The sequence below is a fragment of the Streptomyces sp. NPDC096323 genome (genome assembly GCF_040302845.1).
Taxonomy (GTDB): domain Bacteria; phylum Actinomycetota; class Actinomycetes; order Streptomycetales; family Streptomycetaceae; genus Streptomyces.
Genome location: NZ_JBEOSI010000009.1, coordinates 247,618 through 269,240, shown reverse-complemented (window position 1 = coordinate 269,240; position 21,623 = coordinate 247,618). Strand labels below are relative to the sequence as shown.

At 68.0% G+C, this 21,623-nt stretch carries 15 protein-coding genes and 1 tRNA gene; 5 read left to right on the top strand and 11 right to left on the bottom strand.

Going from position 1 to position 21,623, the window contains the following annotated elements; genetic code table 11:
- Positions 1 to 150 precede the first annotated feature (150 nt).
- Together ABTX18_RS25560 and ABTX18_RS25555 are read left to right on the top strand one after the other, a co-directional pair.
- Entirely contained in the window at positions 151 to 1,590 is a 1,440-nt protein-coding gene (locus ABTX18_RS25560; RefSeq protein ID WP_352125071.1) for a pyridoxal phosphate-dependent decarboxylase family protein, read from the top strand.
- Complete coding sequence (locus ABTX18_RS25555; protein ID WP_352125070.1) at positions 1,587 to 3,014, top strand: lysine N(6)-hydroxylase/L-ornithine N(5)-oxygenase family protein; 1,428 nt, start codon at positions 1,587 to 1,589, stop codon at positions 3,012 to 3,014. Before ABTX18_RS25560 ends, ABTX18_RS25555 begins: the two co-directional genes overlap by 4 nt.
- 80 nt (positions 3,015 to 3,094) lie before the next feature.
- On the opposite strand, the gene ABTX18_RS25550 is transcribed toward ABTX18_RS25555, so the two are convergent.
- On the bottom strand, positions 3,095 to 4,894 hold the full coding sequence (locus ABTX18_RS25550; protein ID WP_352125204.1) for a bifunctional metallophosphatase/5'-nucleotidase: 1,800 nt from the start codon (positions 4,892 to 4,894) through the stop codon (positions 3,095 to 3,097).
- Positions 4,895 to 5,231: 337 nt separating this feature from the next.
- Here ABTX18_RS25550 and pyk point away from each other — a divergent pair, with 337 nt between their 5' ends.
- Positions 5,232 to 6,665, top strand: coding sequence for a pyruvate kinase (pyk, locus tag ABTX18_RS25545; RefSeq protein ID WP_352125069.1), 1,434 nt, complete (start codon positions 5,232 to 5,234; stop codon positions 6,663 to 6,665).
- Between the two features lie 10 nt (positions 6,666 to 6,675).
- Here the strand turns inward: pyk and ABTX18_RS25540 are convergent, their stop codons facing one another.
- Together ABTX18_RS25540 and ABTX18_RS25535 are read right to left on the bottom strand one after the other, a co-directional pair.
- Complete coding sequence (locus ABTX18_RS25540) at positions 6,676 to 7,440, bottom strand: transcriptional regulator (protein WP_352125068.1); 765 nt, start codon at positions 7,438 to 7,440, stop codon at positions 6,676 to 6,678.
- A 109-nt stretch (positions 7,441 to 7,549) separates the two neighbouring features.
- Positions 7,550 to 7,624: transfer RNA gene (locus ABTX18_RS25535), tRNA-Leu, on the bottom strand.
- 97 nt (positions 7,625 to 7,721) lie between these two features.
- Between ABTX18_RS25535 and ABTX18_RS25530 the strand changes: the two genes are divergently transcribed.
- Positions 7,722 to 8,372, top strand: a complete 651-nt coding sequence (locus ABTX18_RS25530) for an ANTAR domain-containing response regulator (RefSeq protein WP_352125067.1) — start codon at positions 7,722 to 7,724, stop codon at positions 8,370 to 8,372.
- A gap of 78 nt (positions 8,373 to 8,450) precedes the next feature.
- Here the strand turns inward: ABTX18_RS25530 and ABTX18_RS25525 are convergent, their stop codons facing one another.
- The 7 genes from ABTX18_RS25525 to ABTX18_RS25495 form a co-directional block, all read right to left on the bottom strand.
- Positions 8,451 to 9,167, bottom strand: coding sequence for an ABC transporter ATP-binding protein (locus ABTX18_RS25525; RefSeq protein WP_136330592.1), 717 nt, complete (start codon positions 9,165 to 9,167; stop codon positions 8,451 to 8,453).
- Complete coding sequence (locus tag ABTX18_RS25520; RefSeq protein WP_352125203.1) at positions 9,164 to 10,087, bottom strand: ABC transporter ATP-binding protein; 924 nt, start codon at positions 10,085 to 10,087, stop codon at positions 9,164 to 9,166. The genes ABTX18_RS25525 and ABTX18_RS25520 overlap by 4 nt, the downstream gene beginning before the upstream one ends.
- Positions 10,088 to 10,092: 5 nt before the next feature.
- Positions 10,093 to 11,880, bottom strand: coding sequence for a branched-chain amino acid ABC transporter permease (locus tag ABTX18_RS25515; protein WP_352125066.1), 1,788 nt, complete (start codon positions 11,878 to 11,880; stop codon positions 10,093 to 10,095).
- Positions 11,881 to 11,885: 5 nt separating this feature from the next.
- Entirely contained in the window at positions 11,886 to 12,815 is a 930-nt protein-coding gene (locus tag ABTX18_RS25510) for a branched-chain amino acid ABC transporter permease (RefSeq protein ID WP_352125065.1), read from the bottom strand.
- A 101-nt stretch (positions 12,816 to 12,916) separates the two neighbouring features.
- Positions 12,917 to 14,128: a branched-chain amino acid ABC transporter substrate-binding protein gene (locus tag ABTX18_RS25505; protein WP_352125202.1), complete on the bottom strand. Its 1,212-nt coding sequence runs from the start codon at positions 14,126 to 14,128 to the stop codon at positions 12,917 to 12,919.
- Positions 14,129 to 14,784: 656 nt separating this feature from the next.
- Complete coding sequence (locus ABTX18_RS25500; RefSeq protein WP_352125064.1) at positions 14,785 to 15,255, bottom strand: PaaI family thioesterase; 471 nt, start codon at positions 15,253 to 15,255, stop codon at positions 14,785 to 14,787.
- Positions 15,256 to 15,385: 130 nt separating this feature from the next.
- Positions 15,386 to 17,659, bottom strand: coding sequence for an FdhF/YdeP family oxidoreductase (locus tag ABTX18_RS25495; protein WP_352125063.1), 2,274 nt, complete (start codon positions 17,657 to 17,659; stop codon positions 15,386 to 15,388).
- Positions 17,660 to 17,823: 164 nt separating this feature from the next.
- Between ABTX18_RS25495 and polA the strand changes: the two genes are divergently transcribed.
- The gene (gene polA / locus ABTX18_RS25490; protein WP_352125062.1) at positions 17,824 to 20,535 is read left to right on the top strand and encodes a DNA polymerase I; all 2,712 of its coding nucleotides are present in this window, start codon (positions 17,824 to 17,826) and stop codon (positions 20,533 to 20,535) included.
- Between the two features lie 18 nt (positions 20,536 to 20,553).
- Here polA and ABTX18_RS25485 read toward each other — a convergent pair whose 3' ends face one another.
- Positions 20,554 to 21,447: a DUF4184 family protein gene (locus ABTX18_RS25485; protein WP_352125061.1), complete on the bottom strand. Its 894-nt coding sequence runs from the start codon at positions 21,445 to 21,447 to the stop codon at positions 20,554 to 20,556.
- Positions 21,448 to 21,623: the final 176 nt, after the last annotated feature.

Genomic DNA, 21,623 nt, shown 5'->3' with positions numbered 1-21,623 from the left:
CACCCCAACCCCCCACCCACGCCCCCAAACGCCCACCCGTCCCCCTTTCGAGTTCAGATCACCACGCTCCCCGGCACCGCCCACCGAAACCCGGACAAGCTGGCACGTCCACCCCTGCCCACCCGTCCGCACCGAAGGGGCCACCCACCCATGCCCACCCCACCCCTCGCCGGATCCACCACCGGCCCCACCGCCCTGCGCCCCCTCATCGACACCGTCCTCACCGCACTCCAAGAAGGCGCCCGCCGCCGCGACGGCCCCCTCCCCGCCGGCGGACCCGACACCGTCGCCGCCCACATGCGCACCGCCCTCGACCCCACCATCCCCGAACACGGAACCGGCCCCCACCACGCCCTCGCCACCCTCATCGGCGCCCTCACCGAAGGCGCCGCCGACCCCGCAGACCCCCTCTGCGCAGCCCACCTCCACACCCCGCCCCTCGCCCTCGCCACCGCAGCCGACCTCGCAGCCTCAGCCCTCAACCCCTCCATGGACTCCTGGGACCAGGCCCCCGCCGCCTCCACCCTCGAAGCCGACACCACCCGCGCCCTCGCCGCCGAGATCTACCCCCACCACCCCCACCCCGACGCCCTCATCACCACCGGCGGCACCGAAGCCAACCAACTCGCCCTGCTCCTCGCCCGCGAACGCCACGGCACCATCCAGACCATCTGCGGCACCAACGCCCACCACAGCATCACCCGCGCCGCCTGGCTCCTCGGCCTCCCCACACCCCTCACCATCCCCGCCCCCACCGGCACCATCGACCTCGCCGCCCTCAACGACACCCTCACCCGCCACCAAGGACACGGCCCCCTCCTCGTCACCGCCACCGCAGGCACCACCGACACCGGCCAGATCGACCCCCTCACCGACATCGCCGACCTCTGCCACACCCACGGCGCCGAACTCCACATCGACGCCGCCTACGGCGGACCCCTCCTCCTCAGCCCCACCCACCGCCACAAAGTCAACGGCCTCGACCGCGCCCACAGCGTCACCCTCGACCTCCACAAACTCGGCTGGCAACCCGCATCGGCCGGCATCCTCGCCGTCCCCGACCACCACCACCTCCACGCCCTCCACCACCAAGCCCCCTACCTCAACGCCGACGACGACACCCACGCCGGACTCCCCGACCTCCTCGGCCGCTCCCTGCGCACCACCCGCCGCCCCGACGCACTCAAAATCGCCGTCACCCTCCAAGCACTCGGCCGCACCGGACTCGCCGACCTCATCGACCGCACCTGCACCGCCGCCCACCACCTCGCCGACCTCATCACCAAAACCCCCACCCTCGACCTCTACGACCGCCCCACCATCACCACCATCCTCTTCCGCCCCACCGACACCGACGACCACACCGTCGCCACCATCCGCCGCACCCTCCTCACCCGAGGCCACGCCGTACTCGGCCGCACCCACACCCAAGGCCGCCTCTGGCTCAAAGCCACCCTCCTCAACCCCTACGCCACCCCCGGCGACCTGCAAAGACTCCTCGACCTCGTCACCCACCTCGCCAACGAACTCACCGCACCCACCGAGCCCGCACAAGCCACCGCACCCACAGAAGGCAGCACCCACCGATGACAGCCCGGACCGACCGGCCCACCCCCCAGACCGATCAGCCCGATCAGCCCCACGACCTCATCGGCATCGGAATCGGCCCCTTCAACCTCTCCCTCGCCGCCCTCGCCCACGGCATCCCCCAACCCCTCACCACCGCCTTCTACGAACAACGCCCCACCTTCCACTGGCACCCCGGCCTCCTCATCGAAGGCGCCAGCCTCCAAGTCCCCTTCCTCGCCGACCTCGTCACCCTCGCCGACCCCACCAGCCCCTGGACCCTCCTCAACTACCTACGCACCCGCGACCGGCTCTTCCCCTTCTACTTCGCCGAGCGCTTCCACATCCAACGCGCCGAATACGACGCCTACTGCCGCTGGGTCAGCCAACAACTCCCCGCACTCCACTTCGGCCACCAAGTCGACACCCTCCGCTGGAACCCCCAACGCGCCCTCTTCGAAGTCGACTTCACCCAACTCGGCCCCAACGGCGAAGCCGAAGCCCTCGGCCGCGCCCACACCCGCCACATCACCCTCGGCATCGGCACCGAACCCCACATCCCCGAACCCCTCAAACCCCTCGCCGACGCCCCCCACATCCCCGTCATCCACTCAGCCGACTACCTCCACCACCGACAACAACTCCTCGACGCCGAACACATCACCGTCATCGGCTCAGGACAATCCGGCGCCGAGATCTTCCTCGACCTCCTCCGCGCCCGCCCCACCGGCCACGAAAAACTCCACTGGCTCGCCCGCACCCCCGCCTTCGCCCCCATGGAGTACTCAAAACTCGGCCTCGAACACTTCACCCCCGACTACACCCGCTACTTCCACGCACTCCCCGAACCCGTACGCGACCAACTCGTCCCCCACCAATGGCAACTCCACAAAGGCATCGACCACGACACCATCACCGCCATCCACGACGAGCTCTACCGCCGGACCCTCCACGGCGGCTGGCCCGACGCCACCCTCACCCCCGGCGTCACCGTCCGCACCGCAGGCCGCCTCGCCACCACCCGCATCGAACTCCACCTCGAACACACCCAACAAAGCACCCGCACCCGCCTCACCACCGACGCGGTCGTCCTCGCCACCGGCTACCGCGAACGCCCCCTCGACCACATCCTCGGCAACCTCACCAACCACCTCCGCCGCGACAACGCCGGCCGCCCCCGCATCGACGCCCACTACCGCCTCGACCTCGACCCCGCCATCACCGGCAACATCTACGTACAGAACGCCGAACGCCACACCCACGGCGTCGGCGCCCCCGACCTCGGCCTCGCCGCCTGGCGAAGCGCCACCATCCTCAACCACCTCACCGGCACCACCCCCTACCCCCTCCCACAACGCACCGCCTTCACCACCTTCGGCCTCACCCCCCACCACACCGACATCCCCACCCAGAAACCCCTCCTCGTCCCCCTCAACCAAAGCAACTGACAACACCCCCCCACACAGCAAAAAAAGCGGCCGCCCACCTCCCCCAACGGGAAGCAAGCGGCCGCCACACCCTCACCCGACTAGAACACCGGCGAACCATCCCGCGTCAGACGCCAGTCCACCGAAGCGAACGCCGCACCATCCACCGAACCCTTCGCCTGCACCCACGAAATAATCGTGTTCCGGATCTCCTCCGAATTCGCCCACAACTGCTTCGCACCCGGCACATGCGGGAAATTACCCCCACCACTGGCCCGATAATTGTTCACCGCCAGCACGAACTCCGCCGCCGGATCGATCGCCTTGCCCTCGAACGACAGATTCACGATCCGCGAACCATTCGGCTTCGCGATGTCGATGTCATACGTCAGACCAGACACCGCGTCGTAGTTGTAGTCGGGAGTATTGTCCGCGTTCGTCAGCTTCGCCGTATCCACCGGAACACCCGCCGCCGTCTGCACGTAATACCGCGCCGAGAACTCCAGATAGTCCTTCAACTGCGCACCCGTCAGCAACCGCGCCTCAAGCGTGTTCTCGAACGGATACAACCCCGCCGCATCCTTGATCGTCACATTCCCCGCAGGAATCTGCGCCGTCCGCGAGAAACACGACGCCTGCGACAACACCGGCAACGACGCATACGCACCACCCGCCAACGCCGCCTTCACCGTCTCCGCCTGGACGACATTGATCAGATCGATGATCGGCTCGTCCTTCCACGCCGCCTCGGCCGTCGTCATCGCCGCCGTCGACGTACCGATCACCTGGTTGACGTACGCCACCACCTTCCGGTGCTCGTCCACCAGCAACTTCGTGACCTTCGGGTCCTCCGCCACCGTGTTCGAGTTCAGCACCTGGGCACCGGCCTTCTCGACCACCCAGCGCCCCTTCTCCCACACCAGACCGAAGTCGAACAACGTCAGCCGCTGCCCCCACTTCAACGGCTCCGACAACACGACCTTCTTACCGGTCTCCTTGTTCTCCACGAAGTACTCGGGGATCTCCGAATGCGCGTGACCCACCAGAATCGCGTCGATCCCCGGCACCTGCTCCGCCACCAGACCCGCCGCGTTCTCCACATACGGAATCTGATCACCGTACGACGACGTCCCACTGCTCCCCGAATGCGCCGACACGATCACCACATCCGCACCCATCGAACGAAGCCGCGGCACATACTTCGCCGCCTGCTCCTCAAGACCCGGGAACACCATCTTCCCGCTCACATTCGCCTTGTCCCAGATCGCGATCCCGGGGTTGGTCAGACCCAGAATCGCGACCTTCACATCCCGGCCGTGCGGCGTACGCAACTTCTTGATCACATACGGGGCGAACGCCGGCCGCAACGTCTTCGCATCCAGCGCGTTCGCACCCAGCAGCGGAAAATCACACTGCTCCTCGAACTTCCGCAGCACCGGAATGCCGTAGTTGAACTCATGGTTCCCGAGCGCCGCCGCGTCATAGCCGATCGCGTTCATCGCCTGCGCCATCGGGTGCACAGGACCGTGCTTCGCCGTGATCGGATCGATCTTCGCGTAGTAATACGACAACTGCGTACCCTGGATCGTGTCACCCGCATCGATCATCAGGGTGTTCTCACGGCCCTTCTCCCGACGCACCTGATCCACCAGCGTCGAGATCTTCGCCAGACCCACATCGTTGTGCGCCTTGTCGTCGAACTCCTTGTCCGTGAAGTAGTCCCAGTTGAAGACGTTCCCGTGCAGATCCGTCGTCCCCATCACGGTGAACGAGTACCGCTTCGGCGGACGCCCGTGCCCCCGGCCATGCGCCTCGGCCGGCGCCGCGGCACCACCCGCGATCGCCGCGCCCGCCCCGGCCGCGGCCGACGTGCCCAGGAACGTCCTTCGGTTCAGCGGCATCTCGTTCTCTCCCACATCGCAGTTCATTCCGTGCACAGTTCAGTCCGTACACAACGCGCGTAGACCCCACGCACGCGTGGACGACGCGCGTAGATAATCACCCACACCCCGCCCCCGGCAACACCCCCTGCACGTTTCCATTCGATGACCACCCGCCGGCGCGCCCGTTGCCCCAGCGAACTCAACACCGCCCAAGGGCCCCCAACACCCCCGCCGCACGCTCATCGGAGCACCCCGCCGCACAATTCAACACTTGTCAAAAACCCTTCATCCAAAGGACGTTGCGCAGTCATGCACAGCCAATTAACTACCCGTAGGTAAGGTCTAGGCTCGAACCATGCGCCGAGCCAAAATCGTTTGCACCCTAGGACCCGCCACCGACACATACGACCAGATCAAAGCCCTGGTCGACGCGGGAATGGACATCGCCCGCCTCAACCTCAGCCACGGCACCTACGCCGAACACGAAGAGCGCTACCACCACGTACGCAAGGCATCCGACGAAACAGGACGCAGCGTCGGCATCCTCGCCGACCTACAAGGTCCGAAGATCCGCCTCGGCCGCTTCCGCGAAGGACCCGTACTCCTTGAACGCGGCGACGACTTCACCATCACCGTCGAACCCATGGAAGGCGACCGCCACACCTGCGGCACCACCTACACCGGCCTCAACACCGACGTCACCACCGGCGAACGCATCCTCATCGACGACGGCCGCGTCACCCTCGAAGTCACCGAAGTCGACGGCCCCCGCGTCCACACCACCGTCATCGAAGGCGGCATGGTCTCCGACCACAAGGGACTCAACCTCCCCGGCGTCGCCGTCTCCGTCCCCGCCCTCTCCGAAAAGGACATCGAAGACCTCCGCTGGGCCCTGCGCACCGGCGCCGACGTCATCGCCCTCTCCTTCGTCCGCAGTGGACGCGACATCGAGGACGTCCACCGCATCATGGACGAGGAAGGCCGCCGCCTCCCCGTCATCGCCAAGGTCGAAAAACCCCAGGCCGTCGACAACATCGACGACATCGTCGCCGCCTTCGACGGCATCATGGTCGCCCGCGGCGACCTCGGCGTCGAAATGCCCCTGGAACAGGTCCCGATCGTCCAGAAGCGCGCCATCAAACTCGCCAAGCGCAACGCCAAACCGGTCATCGTCGCCACCCAGATGCTCGACTCGATGATCGACAACTCCCGCCCCACCCGCGCCGAAGCCTCCGACGTCGCCAACGCCGTCATCGACGGCACGGACGCCGTGATGCTCTCCGGCGAGACCAGCGTCGGCAAATACCCCATCGAGACGGTCCGCACGATGTCCCGCATCGTCGAAGCCGCCGAGGAGGACATCCTCGCGAAGGGCCTCCCGCCGCTGACCGACCGCAACAAGCCCCGCACCCAGGGCGGCGCGGTCGCCCGCGCGGCAGCCGAGATGGGCGACTTCCTCGGCGCGAAGTTCCTGGTCGCCTTCACCCAGAGCGGCGACACGGTCAAGCGCCTCTCCCGCTACCGCTCACCCATCCCGCTCCTGGCCTTCACCCCGGACCCCGCCACCCGCTCCCAGCTGAACCTCACCTGGGGCGTGGAGACGTTCCTGGGCCCGCACGTGGACTCGACGGACGCGATGGTGGCCCAGGTCGACGAGGAACTGCTGAAGATCGGCCGCTGCCAGAAGGGCGACGTGGTCGTCATCACCGCAGGCTCCCCGCCGGGCGTCGCGGGCTCGACGAACCTGGTGCGCGTGCACCACATCGGCGAGGACGACAGCCCGAAGTAGGGGAGCGCGCTCAGTATTTCGGCCCGACGTGTGCGTCCATGAGGGCTACGGACGCGCGTCGGGCTACGGAGATGTTCTTCGCGTTGGGTTGCCTCCACTCGACTTGGACCTGATCGAGCGTGTTGGTGTAAAGCCCCAGGATGTCGGCCGACAGGTTGGTGAAGAAGTAGCGGGGGTACTCGTACCGCCGTTGTTCACCACCGACGATGCGGATGGTCCAGTTGGTGATCCGGCAGCCGTCGGAGTGGATGAGGCCCCGGATGAACTCCCAGGGGTGGGTGTCGACGATGTCCTGCTGCCAGGCGGCGAGAGTGATTCTTCGGTCGTGCTTCTTGCCGGGGCCGTGTTGAGGAAATAGGCAAGGCCAGTGTTTGCTGGAACACGTGACGTACTGACAGCCCGGACTGGACACGAGACCTACTTTGTTCGCAGGCCGCGCGATCTGTACAGCTTCGACGCAGGCGTCGATGAGGCCCGGCCAGGCGTCGGCGCACGCGATACGGAGGCTGTACACGCCTCGCTTGGTCGCACTGATGCAGCCGTCACCGAGGTAGAGGCCCAGCAGGTACGAGTAGGCGGCGGGGGCGTCGGGGGGCCTGGGCGTATCGCCGCATCGAGGACAGTCGCGGCCGCGGTCGTATGCGAGGGGCTCTATTCGTACGAGCCACGAACGGATGGCGGCTCGGGAAACGCCGATCTGCTTGCTCACGGAGTTCTGGCTGAAGCCCTGAGTGAGGAGAGCCAGCGCACGCTTACGTGTTTCAAGGTCGTACACGGGGCCGAGCTTGGATGGATCTTTGCGCTCGGGGGAGAGAATGGCGCTGTAGTCACACGATCACGTGAATCCGCGCTATTCTCGCGCGAGCTTGGAATCTAAGGAAAAGTGCCCCAGGTGGGATTCGAACCCACACTGTCCGCTGTTTGAGAGCGGCCTCTCTAACCAGTTGGAGTACTGGGGCCTTAGAAAGGAAGGGTGTCCCCTGCCCTGCGTAGTGCCACCATATCGTAGCTAGGTAGGCTCGTGGGAGCTGTACCTGCCCTGAACCAAGGAGCCCCGTGACCACCCCCGAGTCGCCCCAGCCCGTCGCCGACGACGACAAGTCGCACGTCCCGCCGCTGACGACCCGCGTCGTCATCGCCGAGGACGAGGCGCTGATCCGCCTCGACCTCAAAGAGATGCTCGAAGAAGAGGGGTACTCGGTCGTCGGTGAGGCCGGGAACGGTCAGGAGGCCGTCGAGCTGGCCCGGGAGCACAAGCCGGACCTGGTGATCCTCGATGTGAAGATGCCGGTCCTCGACGGGATCTCCGCCGCCGAGAAGATCGCCGAGGAGTCCATCGCGCCCGTCCTGATGCTCACCGCGTTCTCGCAGCGCGACCTCGTGGAGCGGGCCCGGGACGCCGGGGCGATGGCGTACCTCGTGAAGCCGTTCAGCAAGAGCGACGTGGTGCCGGCCATCGAGATGGCGGTGTCGCGGTTCGCGGAGCTGAAGGCGCTGGAGGGCGAGGTCGCGGACCTGTCGCAGCGGCTGGAGACGCGCAAGCTCGTGGACCGGGCGAAGAGCATTCTGCAGACGGACTACGGGCTCTCCGAGCCTGCCGCGTTCCGGTGGATCCAGAAGACGTCGATGGACCGGCGGCTGTCGATGCAGCAGCTGGCGGAGGCGTTGATCGAGGACGCCGAGGAGAAGAAGCGGGCGGCCGAGTAGGCGCACCCGCACTCGTACACGAAGAAGGCCCGCGCCCCGGGCGGTCTGTTCCGGGGCGCGGGCCTTCTTCGTACGCGGTCAGTCCTCGCCGAGGTACGCCTTGCGGACGGACTCGTCGTGGAGGAGGTCCGCTCCGGTGCCGGAGAGGACGATCTTGCCGATCTCCATGACGTGGCCCTGGTCCGCGAGGGAGAGGGCGGCCTGGGCGTTCTGCTCGACGAGCAGGATCGTGGTGCCCGAGGCCTTGAGTTCGACGATGGTCTCCATGATCTTCTGCATCATGATCGGGGAGAGGCCCATGGAGGGCTCGTCGAGCATGAGCAGTTTGGGCTGGGACATGAGGGCGCGTCCCATGGCGAGCATCTGCTGTTCGCCGCCCGAGAGGGTTCCGGCGGCCTGCTTTCGGCGTTCCCCGAGGATGGGGAAGAGGTCGTAGGCGCGCTGGATGTCCTTCTCGATGCCTGCCTTGTCGTTGCGGAGGTAGGCGCCGAGGAGGAGGTTCTCGGTGATCGTCAGCCGGGGGAAGATGTGGCGGCCCTCGGGGGAGTGGGCGAGGCCGAGGGCGACGATCTTGTGTGCGGGGATGTTGGCGAGTGGTTTGCCCTCGAAGAGGATGCGTCCGCCGATGGGCTTGAGCAGTCCGGAGAGGGTGCGCAGGGTAGTGGTCTTGCCGGCGCCGTTGGTGCCGATGAGGGTGACCACCTGGCCGGCGTCGACGGTGAAGGAGATGCCTTTGACGGCTTCGATCTTGCCGTAGGCGACGCGGAGGTCCTCGACCTCGAGCAGTGCGGTCATCGGGTGTCCTCCTCCTCGGTGGTGGTGTCCTTGGTGCTGGTGGGGGCTGAGGCCTCCGCCTCGGCCACCGCTTCGGCTCCGGCCGCTTCCGCTTCCGCCGCTTCGACTTCGGCGACTTCTTCGGCGCCGGGGGCGCCTTCGAAGGGGGTGCCGAGGTAGGCGGCGATGACGCGTTCGTCGCTCTGGACGACGGACGGTGTGCCTTCGACGAGCTTTTCGCCCTGGACGAGGCAGGCCACCCGGTCGCAGAGGTTGAAGATGAAGCGCATGTCGTGCTCGATGACGAGGACGGCGATGCCCTGGTCCCGGATGGCGAAGATGAGTTCTTCGGTGACGCGGGTTTCCTGGGGGTTCATGCCGGCGGTGGGCTCGTCCAGGAGGAGGAGGCCGGGGTCGCTGGCGAGTGCGCGGGCGATTTCCAGCTTGCGCTGGTCTCCGTAGGGGAGGTTGCGCGCGAGGTGGTCGGCCTTGTCCTGGAGGCCGATGAACTCCAGGAGTTCCATGGCGCGTTCGTGGCTGGCCTTCTCGGCTTTGGTGAAGCCGGGGAGGCGCAGGAGTGCCGACCAGAGCCCTTCTTTGGTCCTGGTGTGGCGTCCGACGAGGACGTTTTCCAGGACGGTCATGTTGGCGAAGAGCCTGATGTTCTGGAAGGTGCGGGCGATGCCTGCCTTGGTGACGAGGTGGGGCTTGGGCGGCAGGATGGTGCCCTTGTAGCTGACCTTGCCCTCGGTGGGGACGTAGAGGCCGGTGAGGCAGTTGAAGAAGGTGGTTTTTCCGGCGCCGTTGGGGCCGATGAGTCCGACGATTTCGCCCGCGTTGACGGTGAGGTCGACGTTGCGGACGGCGGTGAGGCCGCCGAAGCGCATGGTGACGCCGCTGGCGTCGAGGACGGTGGTCGCGGTCTTCGTGGTGGTGGTCATGGTGGTCACGCCCCCGCCTTGGTGATGCCGGCGTCGGCTTCTTCGGACTGCCGTGGTTCGGGTACGAGGACGGGTTCGTCGTTCTCGTGGAATTCGAGCTGTTTCCGGCGGTCGGCGACCAGGCCTTCGGGGCGGAAGCGCATCAGGAGGATGAGGGCCACGCCGAAGAGGAAGAGCTGGTAGTCCTGCATGAACTGCAGTTTGGCCGGGATGAGGTAGAGCAGTGCGGCGCCGACGAAGGGTCCGCTGAGGGTTCCCATGCCGCCGAGGATGACGGCGGCGAGGAGGAACGCGGAGTTCGGGGGTACGGAGCCGGCGAACTGGTACTGCTCGGGTGTCACCGTGTAGTTGACGTGTGACTGGACGGTGCCGGCGAGCCCGGCGAGGGTGGCGCCGAGGGCGAAGGCGAGCAGCTTGAGCCGGAAGGCGTTGATGCCCATGGCGGTGGCTGCGGTCTCGTCTTCGCGGATGGCGACCCAGGCGCGGCCGATGCGGGAGTCTCCGGAGCGGCGGAAGACGAGGACGACGACGGCGGTGACGACGAGCATCAGCAGGTAGTAGTTGGCGGGCCTGCTGAGGGTGAAGGGGCCGACGTCGTGGCTGAGTCCGAAGTCGAATCCGAAGAGGTTGAGGTCGGGGATGCTGGGGATGCCCTGGGAGCCGTTGGTGAGGTCGGGTCCGCTGTTGCCGTTGAGGTTGTTGACGGTGACGCGGAAGATCTCTCCGAAGCCGAGGGTGACGATGGCGAGGTAGTCGCCGCGCAGTCTCAGGGTCGGGGCGCCGATGAGGACGCCGAAGATCAGTGAGACGACGGCTCCGGTGAGGACGGCGGCCCAGAAGGGGAACTGGACGCCGATCGCGGAGAGGGGTGCGCCGGAGACGAGGGCGGCGGTGTAGGCGCCGACGCCGAGGAAGGCGACGTAGCCGAGGTCGAGGAGGCCGGCGAGGCCGACGACGACGTTGAGGCCGAGTGCGACGGTGGCGAAGATGAGGATGTTCGCGCCGATGAGGGCGTATTCCGCGGTGTCCTGGGTGAAGGGGAAGCAGAACGCCGCCGCCAGGGCTGCGGTGAGGGTGACGTTGCGGTGCTTCGTGGTCAGCGCGGTGATGCGGGCGATGAGTCCGGCCCGGGTGAGTGCGGTGAAGGCGAAGCCCGCGGTGATGAGGAAGCCGATGAACTGTTCGGATTCCTCGGTGGGGATGTCGACGCAGAAGGTGAAGATGTAGAGCGCGACTCCGAAGGCGCCGGCGATGACGAGGATCTCGCCCCAGGCGGGGAGGGCCTTGGCGCGGCCGGCGGAGGGTGCGGCGAGGCTGTTGCGGAAGCGCTGCCAGGCGTTCGCGGGGGGCCCGTCGGCGGGGAGCGGTTCGTCGCTGGGGAGTGCGAGGGCGGCGAGGACGGCGATGAGTGCGCCGATGCCGCTGACCCAGGCTCCGGGTTCCAGGTTGACGATGCCGCCGAGTTCGTACGTGATGGCGCCGATGGTGTAGCCGGTGACGCCGAGGGTGCCGAGGGCGAAGAGGCGGACGGGGCTGTTGGTGCCGCCGGGGGTGAGCCAGCGCAGGCCTCGGATGCCGTATCCGCAGAGGGTGAAGAGGAGGGTGAGGATCGCACCGGTGAGGGTGAGGATCTGGAGGCCGCCGGGGTAGCCGGTGACGGTGAGGTCGCCGGGGAATTCGGAGGTCCAGGTCCAGGGGAGGAAGGTGCCGGCGAGGGCGATGGCCGCGCCGGCGGCGGTGGCGATGCGGGCGGCCGGTGCGGGCAGGGGGATGAGTGCTTTCTGGGTGGTCATCCGTATCACGCCCTGTCCGCGACGCGTTCGCCGAGCAGGCCCTGGGGGCGGAGCAGCAGGACGACGATGAGGAGGACGAAGGCCCATACGTCCTTCCAGGCGCCGCCGCCGAAGAGGTCCATGCCGGGGACGTCGCTCATGTAGCCGGTGGCGAGGGATTCGGCGACGCCGAGTACGACTCCGCCGAGCATGGCGCCGTAGATGTTGCCGATGCCGCCGAGTACGGCTGCGGTGAAGGCTTTGAGGCCCATGATGAAGCCCATTTTGAAGCCGATCTGGCCGTTCTTGAGCCCGTAGGCGACGGCTGCGACGGCTGCGAACGCGGCACCGATGGCGAAGGCCATGACGATGATGCGGTCGGTGTTGATGCCCATGAGCTTGGCGGTGTCGGGGTCCTGCGAGGTGGCCTGCATGCCGCGGCCCGAGCGGGTCTTGGAGACGAAGAGGCCGAGGGCGATCATGCAGACGGGTGCGGCGATGAGGACGAAGAGGTCACCGCGCTGGATGTGGGTGCCGAGGACGTCGAAGGCTTCGCCCTTGAACTGGGGGAAGGGGCGGTCCTTGGTGGCGTTGGGGTACCACTTCCAGATGGCCTGCTGGAGTGCGAGGGAGAGTCCGATCGCGGTGATCAGCGGGGCGAGCCGGGGGGCGGTGCGCAGGGGCCGGTAGGCGAAGCGTTCGGCTGCGACGCTGATGGCGACGGAGCATATGACGCCGCCGATGATCATGAGGGGGACGATTGCGAGGAGGTTGAGGCCGGCCGGCATCCAGAGGTACACGGTGAGTGCTCCGAAGCCTCCGATCATGAAGATCTCGCCGTGGGCGAAGTTGATGAGCTGGATGATTCCGTAGACCATCGTGTAGCCGATCGCGATGAGTCCGTACATCGCGCCGAGGATGAGTCCATTGGCCAGCTGTTGCGGCAGTTCGTGCACCGCAGGGCCTCCGTGGAGTGGTTCGGATATGGCACCGCGCGGGAGTGCTCTTGGCGCTCCCGCGCGGTCTGGTGTCAGTCAGTTGGTGACCGGGAGCGGTGTTACGGCTTGTAGGCCTCGCTGAGCTTGGAGACCCACTTGCCGCCGTCGACCTGGTAGGCGGTCATCATGGTGTTGGTGGTGTCGCCGTATTCGTCGAAGGCGACGGGGCCGGTGACGCCTTCGAAGCTGACCTTGCCGACGGCTTCGAGGACCTTGGCGCGGGCGTCGTCGGGGAGCTTGCCCTCGTTGGCTGCGACGACGGCCTTGACGGCCTCGATGATGGCCCAGGTGGCGTCGTAGGTGCCGCCGCCGTAGGCCTCGTAGGCGTCCTTGTATCCGGCGGTCTTGTAGCTGGCGATGAAGGCCTTGGCGGAGTCGAGTTCTTCGACGGGCTTGCCGACGGAGGTGGCGATGTCGCCCTGGGCCTTCTTGTTGAGCTTGATGAAGTCGGCGCTGTACATGCCGTCGCCGCCCATGAGGGGGATCTGGACGCTGTCCTTGAGCTGCTGGCTCAGGGGGGCGCCGGCGGGGTATTCCCCGCCGTAGTAGACGGCCTTGGCGCCGGACTTCTTGACCTTGGTGACGACGGCGTTGAAGTCGCGGTCGTCGGGGTTGACGTGGTCGGAGCCGGCGATCTTGCCGCCGAGGCCGGTGAAGGTCGCCTTGAAGGAGGCGGCGAGACCGGCGCCGTAGGGCTTCTGGTCGTCGATGAGGTAGACCTGCTTGATCTTCGCGTTGTTGTACAGGTACTTCGCGGCGAAGGCGCCCTGGATCTGGTCCGTGGTGGCGGTGCGGAAGTAGGTCTTGAAGGGGCGCTTCTTGTCGCCGGTCTTCCAGTTGTCGCCCTGGGTGAGCTCGGTGCCGGTGTTGGCGGGGGAGATCTGGGTGAGGCCGGCGTCGTTGAGGGGCTTCTGCATCGACTGGGAGACGCCGGAGTTCAGGGGTCCGACGACGCCGAGGACCTTTTTGTTGTCGATGAACTTGGTGGCGTTCTGCTGGCCGACGGAGGGCTGGGCCTGGTCGTCGAGGGGCTGGACCTCGAAGGTGATGCCCGGGACCGTCTTGTTCTTGTTCGCCGTCTTGGCGGCGAGGTCGGCGGAGTTCTTGATGCCGAGGCCGAGGGCGGAGAGGTCGCCGGTCAGCGGGGCGTCGACGCCGATGACGACGGTCTGGGTGTCCCCGCTGCTGCTGCCCTTCTTGTCGTCGTCGCGCGACCCGCAGGCGGTGAGTGTCAGTGCTCCTGTGGTGAGCACTGTGGTGAGGATGAGCAAAGAACGGTGTCGCACGAAAAGTCCTTTCCCTGGCGCGGCCTCCTCTGCTTGAGGTGCCGTGTCGTTCGCCGGGCCGTACTGGGTCGGTACAGGGCCGTGTGCAGACGCGCCCGGCGGCGCGGTGACTGGCGGTGACTCTAAGGGCAGGGGTGGGGGTGGGGGATGGGGTGGCGCAGGATGTGACTGTCTTGTTATGCCCTTGAGCAAGGCTTGAGGTGGCTGTGTGGATATGTCCGGCTATTTACTGGACGGCGAAGTGACCACATGCTGAGAACGTGCAGCTCTGTCAAGGGGCTTGAGCGGATCTTGGTGCTGTCGCCCGGCGGGGGGTGCGGGGAGGTGCCGGAGGCATGCCTGAGGGCCCGGTGCCTGCGGGGCCGGGCTGTCTGTGCTGCGTCGGGTGGGTGCGCATTGCGGTTTTGTTTACGCAGTGTTACGACCGGGGCGGTGGGGTCGACGCGGTGTGGTGGGTGGGCAGGCGGGGCGTGGCTGATGAGTGGGCCATGGGCCGGGCGGGGTGGTCAAGGGTGTTGGCGGCCGGTGTTGTGCAAGTTCTGTGTGTGTGGGGGTGGTTGTGTCCGGGTATGGCGCTGCCCGGCCGGATTGGGGGTCCGGCCGGGCAGGGGGTGGTGCGTGGTGGTGGGGGGTCAGGAGGGTCAGGAGGCGTCGGCCTTGGGGAGGTCGCGCAGGAGGCAGGTGAGGCGGGCGGTGCAGACCCGCTTGTCCTGTTCGTCGGTGATGACGATCTCGTACGTGGTGGTGGTGCGGCCGCGGTGTACGGGGGTGGCGACGCCGGTGACGAGGCCGTTTCGTACCCCTCGGTGATGGGTGCAGTTGAGGTCGACGCCGACGGCGATCTTGGTGGCGCCGCCGTGGAGCATGGCGCCGACGGAGCCGAGGGTCTCGGCGAGGACGGCGGAGGCGCCGCCGTGCAGGAGTCCGTAGGGCTGGGTGTTGCCTTCGACGGGCATGGTGGCGACGACGCGGTCGGCGGAGGCTTCGGTGATCGTGACGCCCATGCGTTCGCCGAGGTGGCCTGCGGAGAAGAGGGAGGGCAGGTCGACGCCGAGGGTGGCGTACTCGTCGATGATCTCCTGGGGGAACGTGGGTGTGGTGTGCTCGCCCATGGGTCCGGCTCCGATCGTCTGCGGTGGTTCGCTGGTGCGTACACGTTCGCTGGCGTGTGCACGTTCTTGTGTGTGCACTGTTCTTATCAGACGACTGAGCGGCCGCTTAGTGCCGCCCGCGCGGGGGCCGTCAGCGTGTGTTCTCGAAGCGGATGACGACGGACTTGCTGGCAGGGGTGTTGCTGGTGTCGGCGGTGGAGTCCAGGGGCACGAGCACGTTGGTCTCCGGGTAGTACGCGGCGGCGCAGCCCCGGGCGGTGGGGTAGTGGACGACGCGGAAGCCGGGGGCGCGTCGCTCGGTGCCGTCCTTCCATTCGCTGACGAGGTCGGTGTAGGCGCCGTCGGTGAGGCCGAGGGCGGTGGCGTCGTCGGGGTGGACGAGGACGACGCGGCGGCCGCCCTTGATGCCGCGGTAGCGGTCGTCGAGGCCGTAGATGGTGGTGTTGTACTGGTCGTGGGAGCGCAGGGTCTGCAACAGTAGGCGGCCTTCGGGGAGTTCGGGGAACTCGACGGGGGCGGCGGTGAAGTTGGCCTTGCCGGTGGCGGTGGGGAAGCGGCGGGAGTCGCGGGGGGCGTGCGGGAGGGTGAATCCGCCGGGGTGGGCGACGCGTTGGTTGAAGTTCTCGAAGCCGGGGACGACGCGGGAGATGCGGTCGCGGATCGTCGCGTAGTCCTTCTCGAACTCCTCCCAGGGGGTGGTGGAGGCGGGGCCGAGTACGGTGCGGGCGAGGCGGGCGACGATGGCGGGTTCGGAGAGCAGGTGGGGGCTTGCGGGGGTGAGGTTGCCGCGGGAGGCGTGGACCATGCTCATGGAGTCCTCGACGGTGACGAACTGCTTGCCGCCGGCCTGGATGTCCTTGTCGGTGCGGCCGAGGGTGGGCAGGATCAGGGCCCGGGCGCCGGTGACGGTGTGGGAGCGGTTGAGCTTGGTGGAGACGTGGACGGTGAGGCGTGCGTTGCGCATCGCGGCCTCGGTGACGTGGGTGTCGGGGGAGGCGGAGACGAAGTTGCCGCCCATGGCGAAGAAGACCTTGGCGTCGCCGTCGCGCAGGGCCCGGATGGAGCGGACCACGTCGTAGCCGTGGTGGCGCGGTGAGGTGATGGAGAATTCCTTGTCGAGGGCGTCGAGGAAGGCGGTCGAGGGCCGCTCGAAGATGCCCATGGTGCGGTCGCCCTGGACGTTGGAGTGGCCGCGGACGGGGCAGACTCCGGCGCCGGTCCGGCCGATGTTTCCGCGCAGCAGAAGGAAGTTGACGACTTCGCGGATGGTCGGCACGGAGTGTTTGTGCTGGGTGAGGCCCATGGCCCAGCAGACGATGGTGCGCTCGGAGGCGAGGACCATGGCGAGGGCCTCTTCGATGGCGGTGCGCTCGAGGCCGGTCGCGGCGAGGGTCTGCTCCCAGTCGGCTTCGGCCGCGGCTGCGGCGAACTCTTCGTAGCCGTGGGTGTGTGCGGCCACGAAGGTCTCGTCGACGGCGCCCTCGGTCTCCAGGATCAGTTTGTTGAGGAGCCGGAAGAGGGCCTGGTCGCCGCCGATGCGGATCTGGAGGAACAGGTCGTTCAGGGCGGTGCCCTTGATCATGCCGTGGGGGGTCTGGGGGTTCTTGAAGCGTTCGAGTCCGGCCTCGGGCAGCGGGTTCACCGAGATGATCTTCGCTCCGGCGGACTTGGCCTTCTCCAGGGCGGAGAGCATCCGGGGGTGGTTCGTGCCCGGGTTCTGTCCGGCGACGATGATCAGGTCGGCGTGGTGGAGGTCCTCCAGGGAGACGGAGCCCTTTCCTACGCCGATGGTTTCGGTGAGTGCCGAGCCGGAGGACTCGTGGCACATGTTGGAGCAGTCGGGGAGGTTGTTGGTGCCGAACTCGCGGGCGAAGAGCTGGAGGAGGAACGCGGCCTCGTTGCTGGTGCGCCCGGAGGTGTAGAAGAGGGCTTCGTCGGGGGAGGCGAGGGCGCGGAGCTCCTCGGCGATGACGGCGAAGGCGCGCTCCCAGGTCACGGCCTCGTACCGGTCGGCGCCCTCGGGCAGGTACATGGGCTGGGTGATGCGGCCCTGCTGGCCGAGCCAGTAGCCGCTGCGGGCGGCGAGGTCGGCGAGGGGGTGCGCGGCGAAGAAGTCCGGGGTGACGCGGCGCAGGGTTGCTTCCTCGGCGACGGCCTTGGCGCCGTTCTCGCAGAATTCGGCGGTGTGCCGTTTGTCGCCTTCGGGCCAGGCGCAGCCGGGGCAGTCGAAGCCGTCCTTCTGGTTGACCTTGAGGAGAGTCCGGGCGGTGCGGCGGACGCCCATCTGCTGCTGGGCCATGCGCAGGCTGTGGGCGACGGCGGGGAGCCCGGCGGCGGAGTGCGGGGCCGGTTCGACCTGGGGTGCGTCCTGGACCGGGTCTCCTGCGGGCGGCTTGGTGGCCATCGTGCTCCCCTTCGAGCTGCCGCGGACCGTGCGCGGTCCGCTGTGCGTGTGTGCTTCTCCTCGATCCTGGCACGCGGCGGGGGCGGGCCGCCCGCCGTGCGGTCCCGGATGGCGGCGGGCGGTGGCCGGTCCGGATTGTCAGTGGTACGTGGCAGGATCGGGGTGTGGCTGAGACGGCATCGAAGAAGACGGCAGACAACCGACCGCGCCTGCTCCTGATGGACGGGCACTCCCTGGCGTACCGGGCGTTCTTTGCGCTGCCTGCGGAGAATTTCACGACGGGGGCGGGGCAGCCGACGAACGCGGTGTACGGCTTCGCGTCGATGCTCGCGAACACGTTGCGTGACGAGGCGCCGACGCATTTCGCGGTGGCGTTCGACGTGTCGCGCAAGACGTGGCGCTCGGAGGAGTTCCCCGAGTACAAGGCGAACCGTTCGAAGACGCCGGACGAGTTCAAGGGCCAGGTCGAGCTGATCGGCGAGCTGCTGGACGCGATGCACGCGGACCGTTTCGCGGTCGACGGTTTCGAGGCGGACGACGTCATCGCGACGCTGGCGACGCAGGCCGAGGCGGCCGGGTTCGAGGTGCTGATCGTCACGGGTGACCGGGATTCGTTCCAGCTGATCACGGACCGGGTGACGGTGCTGTACCCGACCAAGGGTGTGTCGGAGCTGACGCGGTTCACCCCGGAGAAGGTCGAGGAGAAGTACGGGCTGACCCCGCAGCAGTATCCGGACTTCGCGGCGCTGCGCGGTGACCCGTCGGACAACCTTCCGGGCATTCCCGGGGTGGGGGAGAAGACGGCCGCGAAGTGGATCAACCAGTTCGGTTCGTTCGACGAGCTGGTGGCGCGGGCCGATGAGGTCAAGGGGAAGGCCGGGCAGAATTTCCGCGACCATCTGGACGCGGTGCGGATGAACCGGCGGCTGACCGAGATGGTCCGTGACGTGGAGCTGCCGAAGACTCCGTCCGATCTTGAGCGTGCTCCGTACGACCGCACGGCGGTCACCGGGGTGCTCGATGTGCTGGAGATCCGTAATCCGAGCCTGCGTGAGCGGCTGCTCGCGGTGGACCCGGGCAAGACCGAGGACGAGGCGCCCGCACCCGCCGCGGGCATCGCGCTGGACGGTTCGGTGCTGGGTGCGGGTGAGCTCGCCCCGTGGCTGGCGGAGCACGGCGCGCAGCCGCTGGGCGTCGCCACGGTCGACACGTGGGCGCTCGGCAGTGGCACGGTCACGGAGATTGCGCTCGCCGCGGCCGGCGGGGCCGCCGCCTGGTTCGACCCGGCCCGGATCGACGAGGCCGACGAGCGGGCGTTCGCGGCGTGGATCGCGAACGCGGACCGGCCGAAGGTCATGCACAACGCGAAGAGCGTGATGCGGGTCTTCCCGGAGCACGGGTGGCGGACCGAAGGCGTGTCGATGGACACCGCGCTCGCCGCGTATCTGGTGAAGCCGGGCCGGCGCTCGTTCGCGCTGGACGCCCTGGCCGTGGAGTACCTGGGCCGTGAGCTGGCTCCGGCGGCGTCGTCCGACGGCCAGCTGGCGTTCGGTGGGGACGACCAGGCCGAGGCGGATGCCCTGATGGCGCAGGCGCGTGCGGTCCTCGATCTCGGTGACGCGTTCACGGCGCGGCTGAAGGAGGTCGGCGCGGCCGAGCTGCTGCACGACATGGAGCTGCCGACGTCGATCCTGCTGGCGCGCCTCGAGCGGCACGGCATCGCTGCGGACCGGGCACATCTGGAGGGTATGGAGCAGCAGTTCGCGGGTGCCGTGCAGCAGGCGGTGAAGGAGGCGCACGCCGCGGTGGGCCGCGAGTTCAACCTCGGTTCGCCCAAGCAGCTCCAGGAGGTCCTCTTCGGTGAGCTGGGCCTGCCGAAGACGAAGAAGACGAAGACCGGGTACACGACGGACGCGGACGCGCTGGCGTGGCTGGCCGCGCAGACCGAGCACGAGCTGCCGGTCATCATGCTGCGCCACCGCGAGCAGGCGAAGCTGCGGGTCACGGTCGAGGGCCTGGTCAAGACGATCGCGGCGGACGGCCGTATCCACACCACGTTCAACCAGACGGTGGCGGCGACCGGCCGGCTGTCCTCCACCGACCCCAATCTGCAGAACATTCCCGTGCGTACGGACGAGGGCCGGGCGATCCGCCGGGGCTTCGTCGTCGGCGAGGGCTTCGAGTCGCTGATGACGGCGGACTACAGCCAGATCGAGCTGCGGGTGATGGCCCACCTCTCCGAGGACGCGGGCCTGATCGAGGCGTTCACGTCCGGTGAGGACCTGCACACCACGGTCGCCTCCCAGGTCTTCGGCGTCCAGAAGACGGCGGTCGACCCGGAGATGCGGCGCAAGATCAAGGCCATGAGCTACGGGCTGGCGTACGGGCTGTCCGCGTTCGGTCTGTCCCAGCAGCTGAACATCGAGGCGGGCGAGGCCCGTGGCCTCATGGACACCTACTTCGAGCGGTTCGGCGGGGTCCGTGAGTATCTGCGCCGGGTGGTGGAGGAGGCCAGGGCCACCGGTTACACGGAGACGATCTTCGGCCGCCGCCGCTATCTGCCGGACCTCAACAGCGACAACCGCCAGCGTCGTGAGACGGCCGAGCGGATGGCGCTCAACGCCCCGATCCAGGGCACGGCCGCGGACATCGTCAAGGTCGCCATGCTCCACGTCGACCGGGCGCTGACCGAGGCGAAGCTGACGTCACGGATGCTGCTCCAGGTCCATGACGAAATCGTGCTGGAGATCGCCCCGGGCGAGCGTGAGCAGGTGGAGAAGATCCTGCGCCACGAGATGGCGACGGCCGTACAACTGCGGGCGCCGCTGGACGTGTCGGTCGGCGTGGGCCCGGACTGGGAGTCCGCCGCACACTGACGCGGGGCCCGTGTGTCCTCAGTCGCCGGTCCGGCTCGTGTCCCGGGCCGGTCCGGCGGCGGGGAGCGGGGGCGTGCCGGCGGCGGGGAGCGCGGGGGTGCCGGTGCCCCGGCTCCGCAGCCGCGTCCACACCCCGTACAGCACGAGTCCGACGGCGAGCCCGGCGCCCGCGCCGAAGCACGCGGTCGGGATGATGTCGAGCGGGGTGCTGAGATGTCCGAAGTACGCGTACCAGCGCGCGCAGCGGTGCACGAGGCCCAGCAGTACGCACAGCCCGATGGACGCGGCGGCCCACCACCGTGCCCGGCGGTCCAGTACCGGTACGGACACCGGCGTCGGCCTCGCTCCCGCCCGGCGCAGCCCCGACACGGTGAACCACACGAGCACCGTCAGAGCCAGCGCCGAACTCCCGTACTGGACCAGCTGGAACACCGGGTGGCCGCCCGCGTTCCGCCCGAGCACCGGCACCAGTCGCACACCCCACCGGTCGTGGTGGGTGAAGGCGTCCCAGCCGACATGGGTGGCGGCCCCGATGACGGCCGACACCACGAACCACGCACCGTCCCGCAGGCCCCGCGGTCCGCGTTCCGGCGGGCGCCGGGCGCCGCGGACCCACGCGTGCACCCGCCCCTGCCAGGCCGTCGGCAGCAATGCCACGAGAGGTTCGCGCAGCAGCAGCCACATCGCCACGGTCGCCGCGGTGATCAGGACGTCGACGGTGAACACTCCCCACCAGGCGTGGGTGACCTGGCCGAACTCCATGGCGCCCGGGATCGCGGTGTCCGCGTAGTACGTCATGTCGGGGGCGAACGATCCGGCGACGAGAGCCGGGGCGAGGAGCGGTCCGCGCCCTGTTCCGTCGCGGCGGATCCCGGGGAGGACGGCTGCGGCGTGGCTGAGCGTAAACGGCATGGGGGAAGTATGCGTGGGCGGCCGGCACCCACTTTTCACCAACTGGACAACTTGCGGACCGGAAGGTGAGAAACCGGTAAGAAGCGGCCGGGCCGCTGTGTTCCGGCGGCACAAGTTGCCGTAGGGTCGCCTGAGTCCAGGCGCAGGGGAGCGCGGACAGTTGTCGAGGGGGAGGG

What these genes read in the sequence shown, in the direction of transcription:
- ABTX18_RS25560 (WP_352125071.1), top strand. Translation starts at nt 151, where the DNA reads ATGCCCACCCCACCCCTCGCCGGATCCACCACCGGCCCCACCGCCCTG.
- ABTX18_RS25555 (WP_352125070.1), top strand. Translation starts at nt 1,587, where the DNA reads ATGACAGCCCGGACCGACCGGCCCACCCCCCAGACCGATCAGCCCGAT.
- ABTX18_RS25550 (WP_352125204.1), bottom strand. Translation starts at nt 4,894, where the DNA reads ATGCCGCTGAACCGAAGGACGTTCCTGGGCACGTCGGCCGCGGCCGGG.
- pyk (WP_352125069.1), top strand. Translation starts at nt 5,232, where the DNA reads ATGCGCCGAGCCAAAATCGTTTGCACCCTAGGACCCGCCACCGACACA.
- ABTX18_RS25525 (WP_136330592.1), bottom strand. Translation starts at nt 9,167, where the DNA reads ATGACCGCACTGCTCGAGGTCGAGGACCTCCGCGTCGCCTACGGCAAG.
- ABTX18_RS25520 (WP_352125203.1), bottom strand. Translation starts at nt 10,087, where the DNA reads ATGACCACCACCACGAAGACCGCGACCACCGTCCTCGACGCCAGCGGC.
- ABTX18_RS25515 (WP_352125066.1), bottom strand. Translation starts at nt 11,880, where the DNA reads ATGACCACCCAGAAAGCACTCATCCCCCTGCCCGCACCGGCCGCCCGC.
- ABTX18_RS25500 (WP_352125064.1), bottom strand. Translation starts at nt 15,255, where the DNA reads ATGGGCGAGCACACCACACCCACGTTCCCCCAGGAGATCATCGACGAG.
- ABTX18_RS25495 (WP_352125063.1), bottom strand. Translation starts at nt 17,659, where the DNA reads ATGGCCACCAAGCCGCCCGCAGGAGACCCGGTCCAGGACGCACCCCAG.
- ABTX18_RS25485 (WP_352125061.1), bottom strand. Translation starts at nt 21,447, where the DNA reads ATGCCGTTTACGCTCAGCCACGCCGCAGCCGTCCTCCCCGGGATCCGC.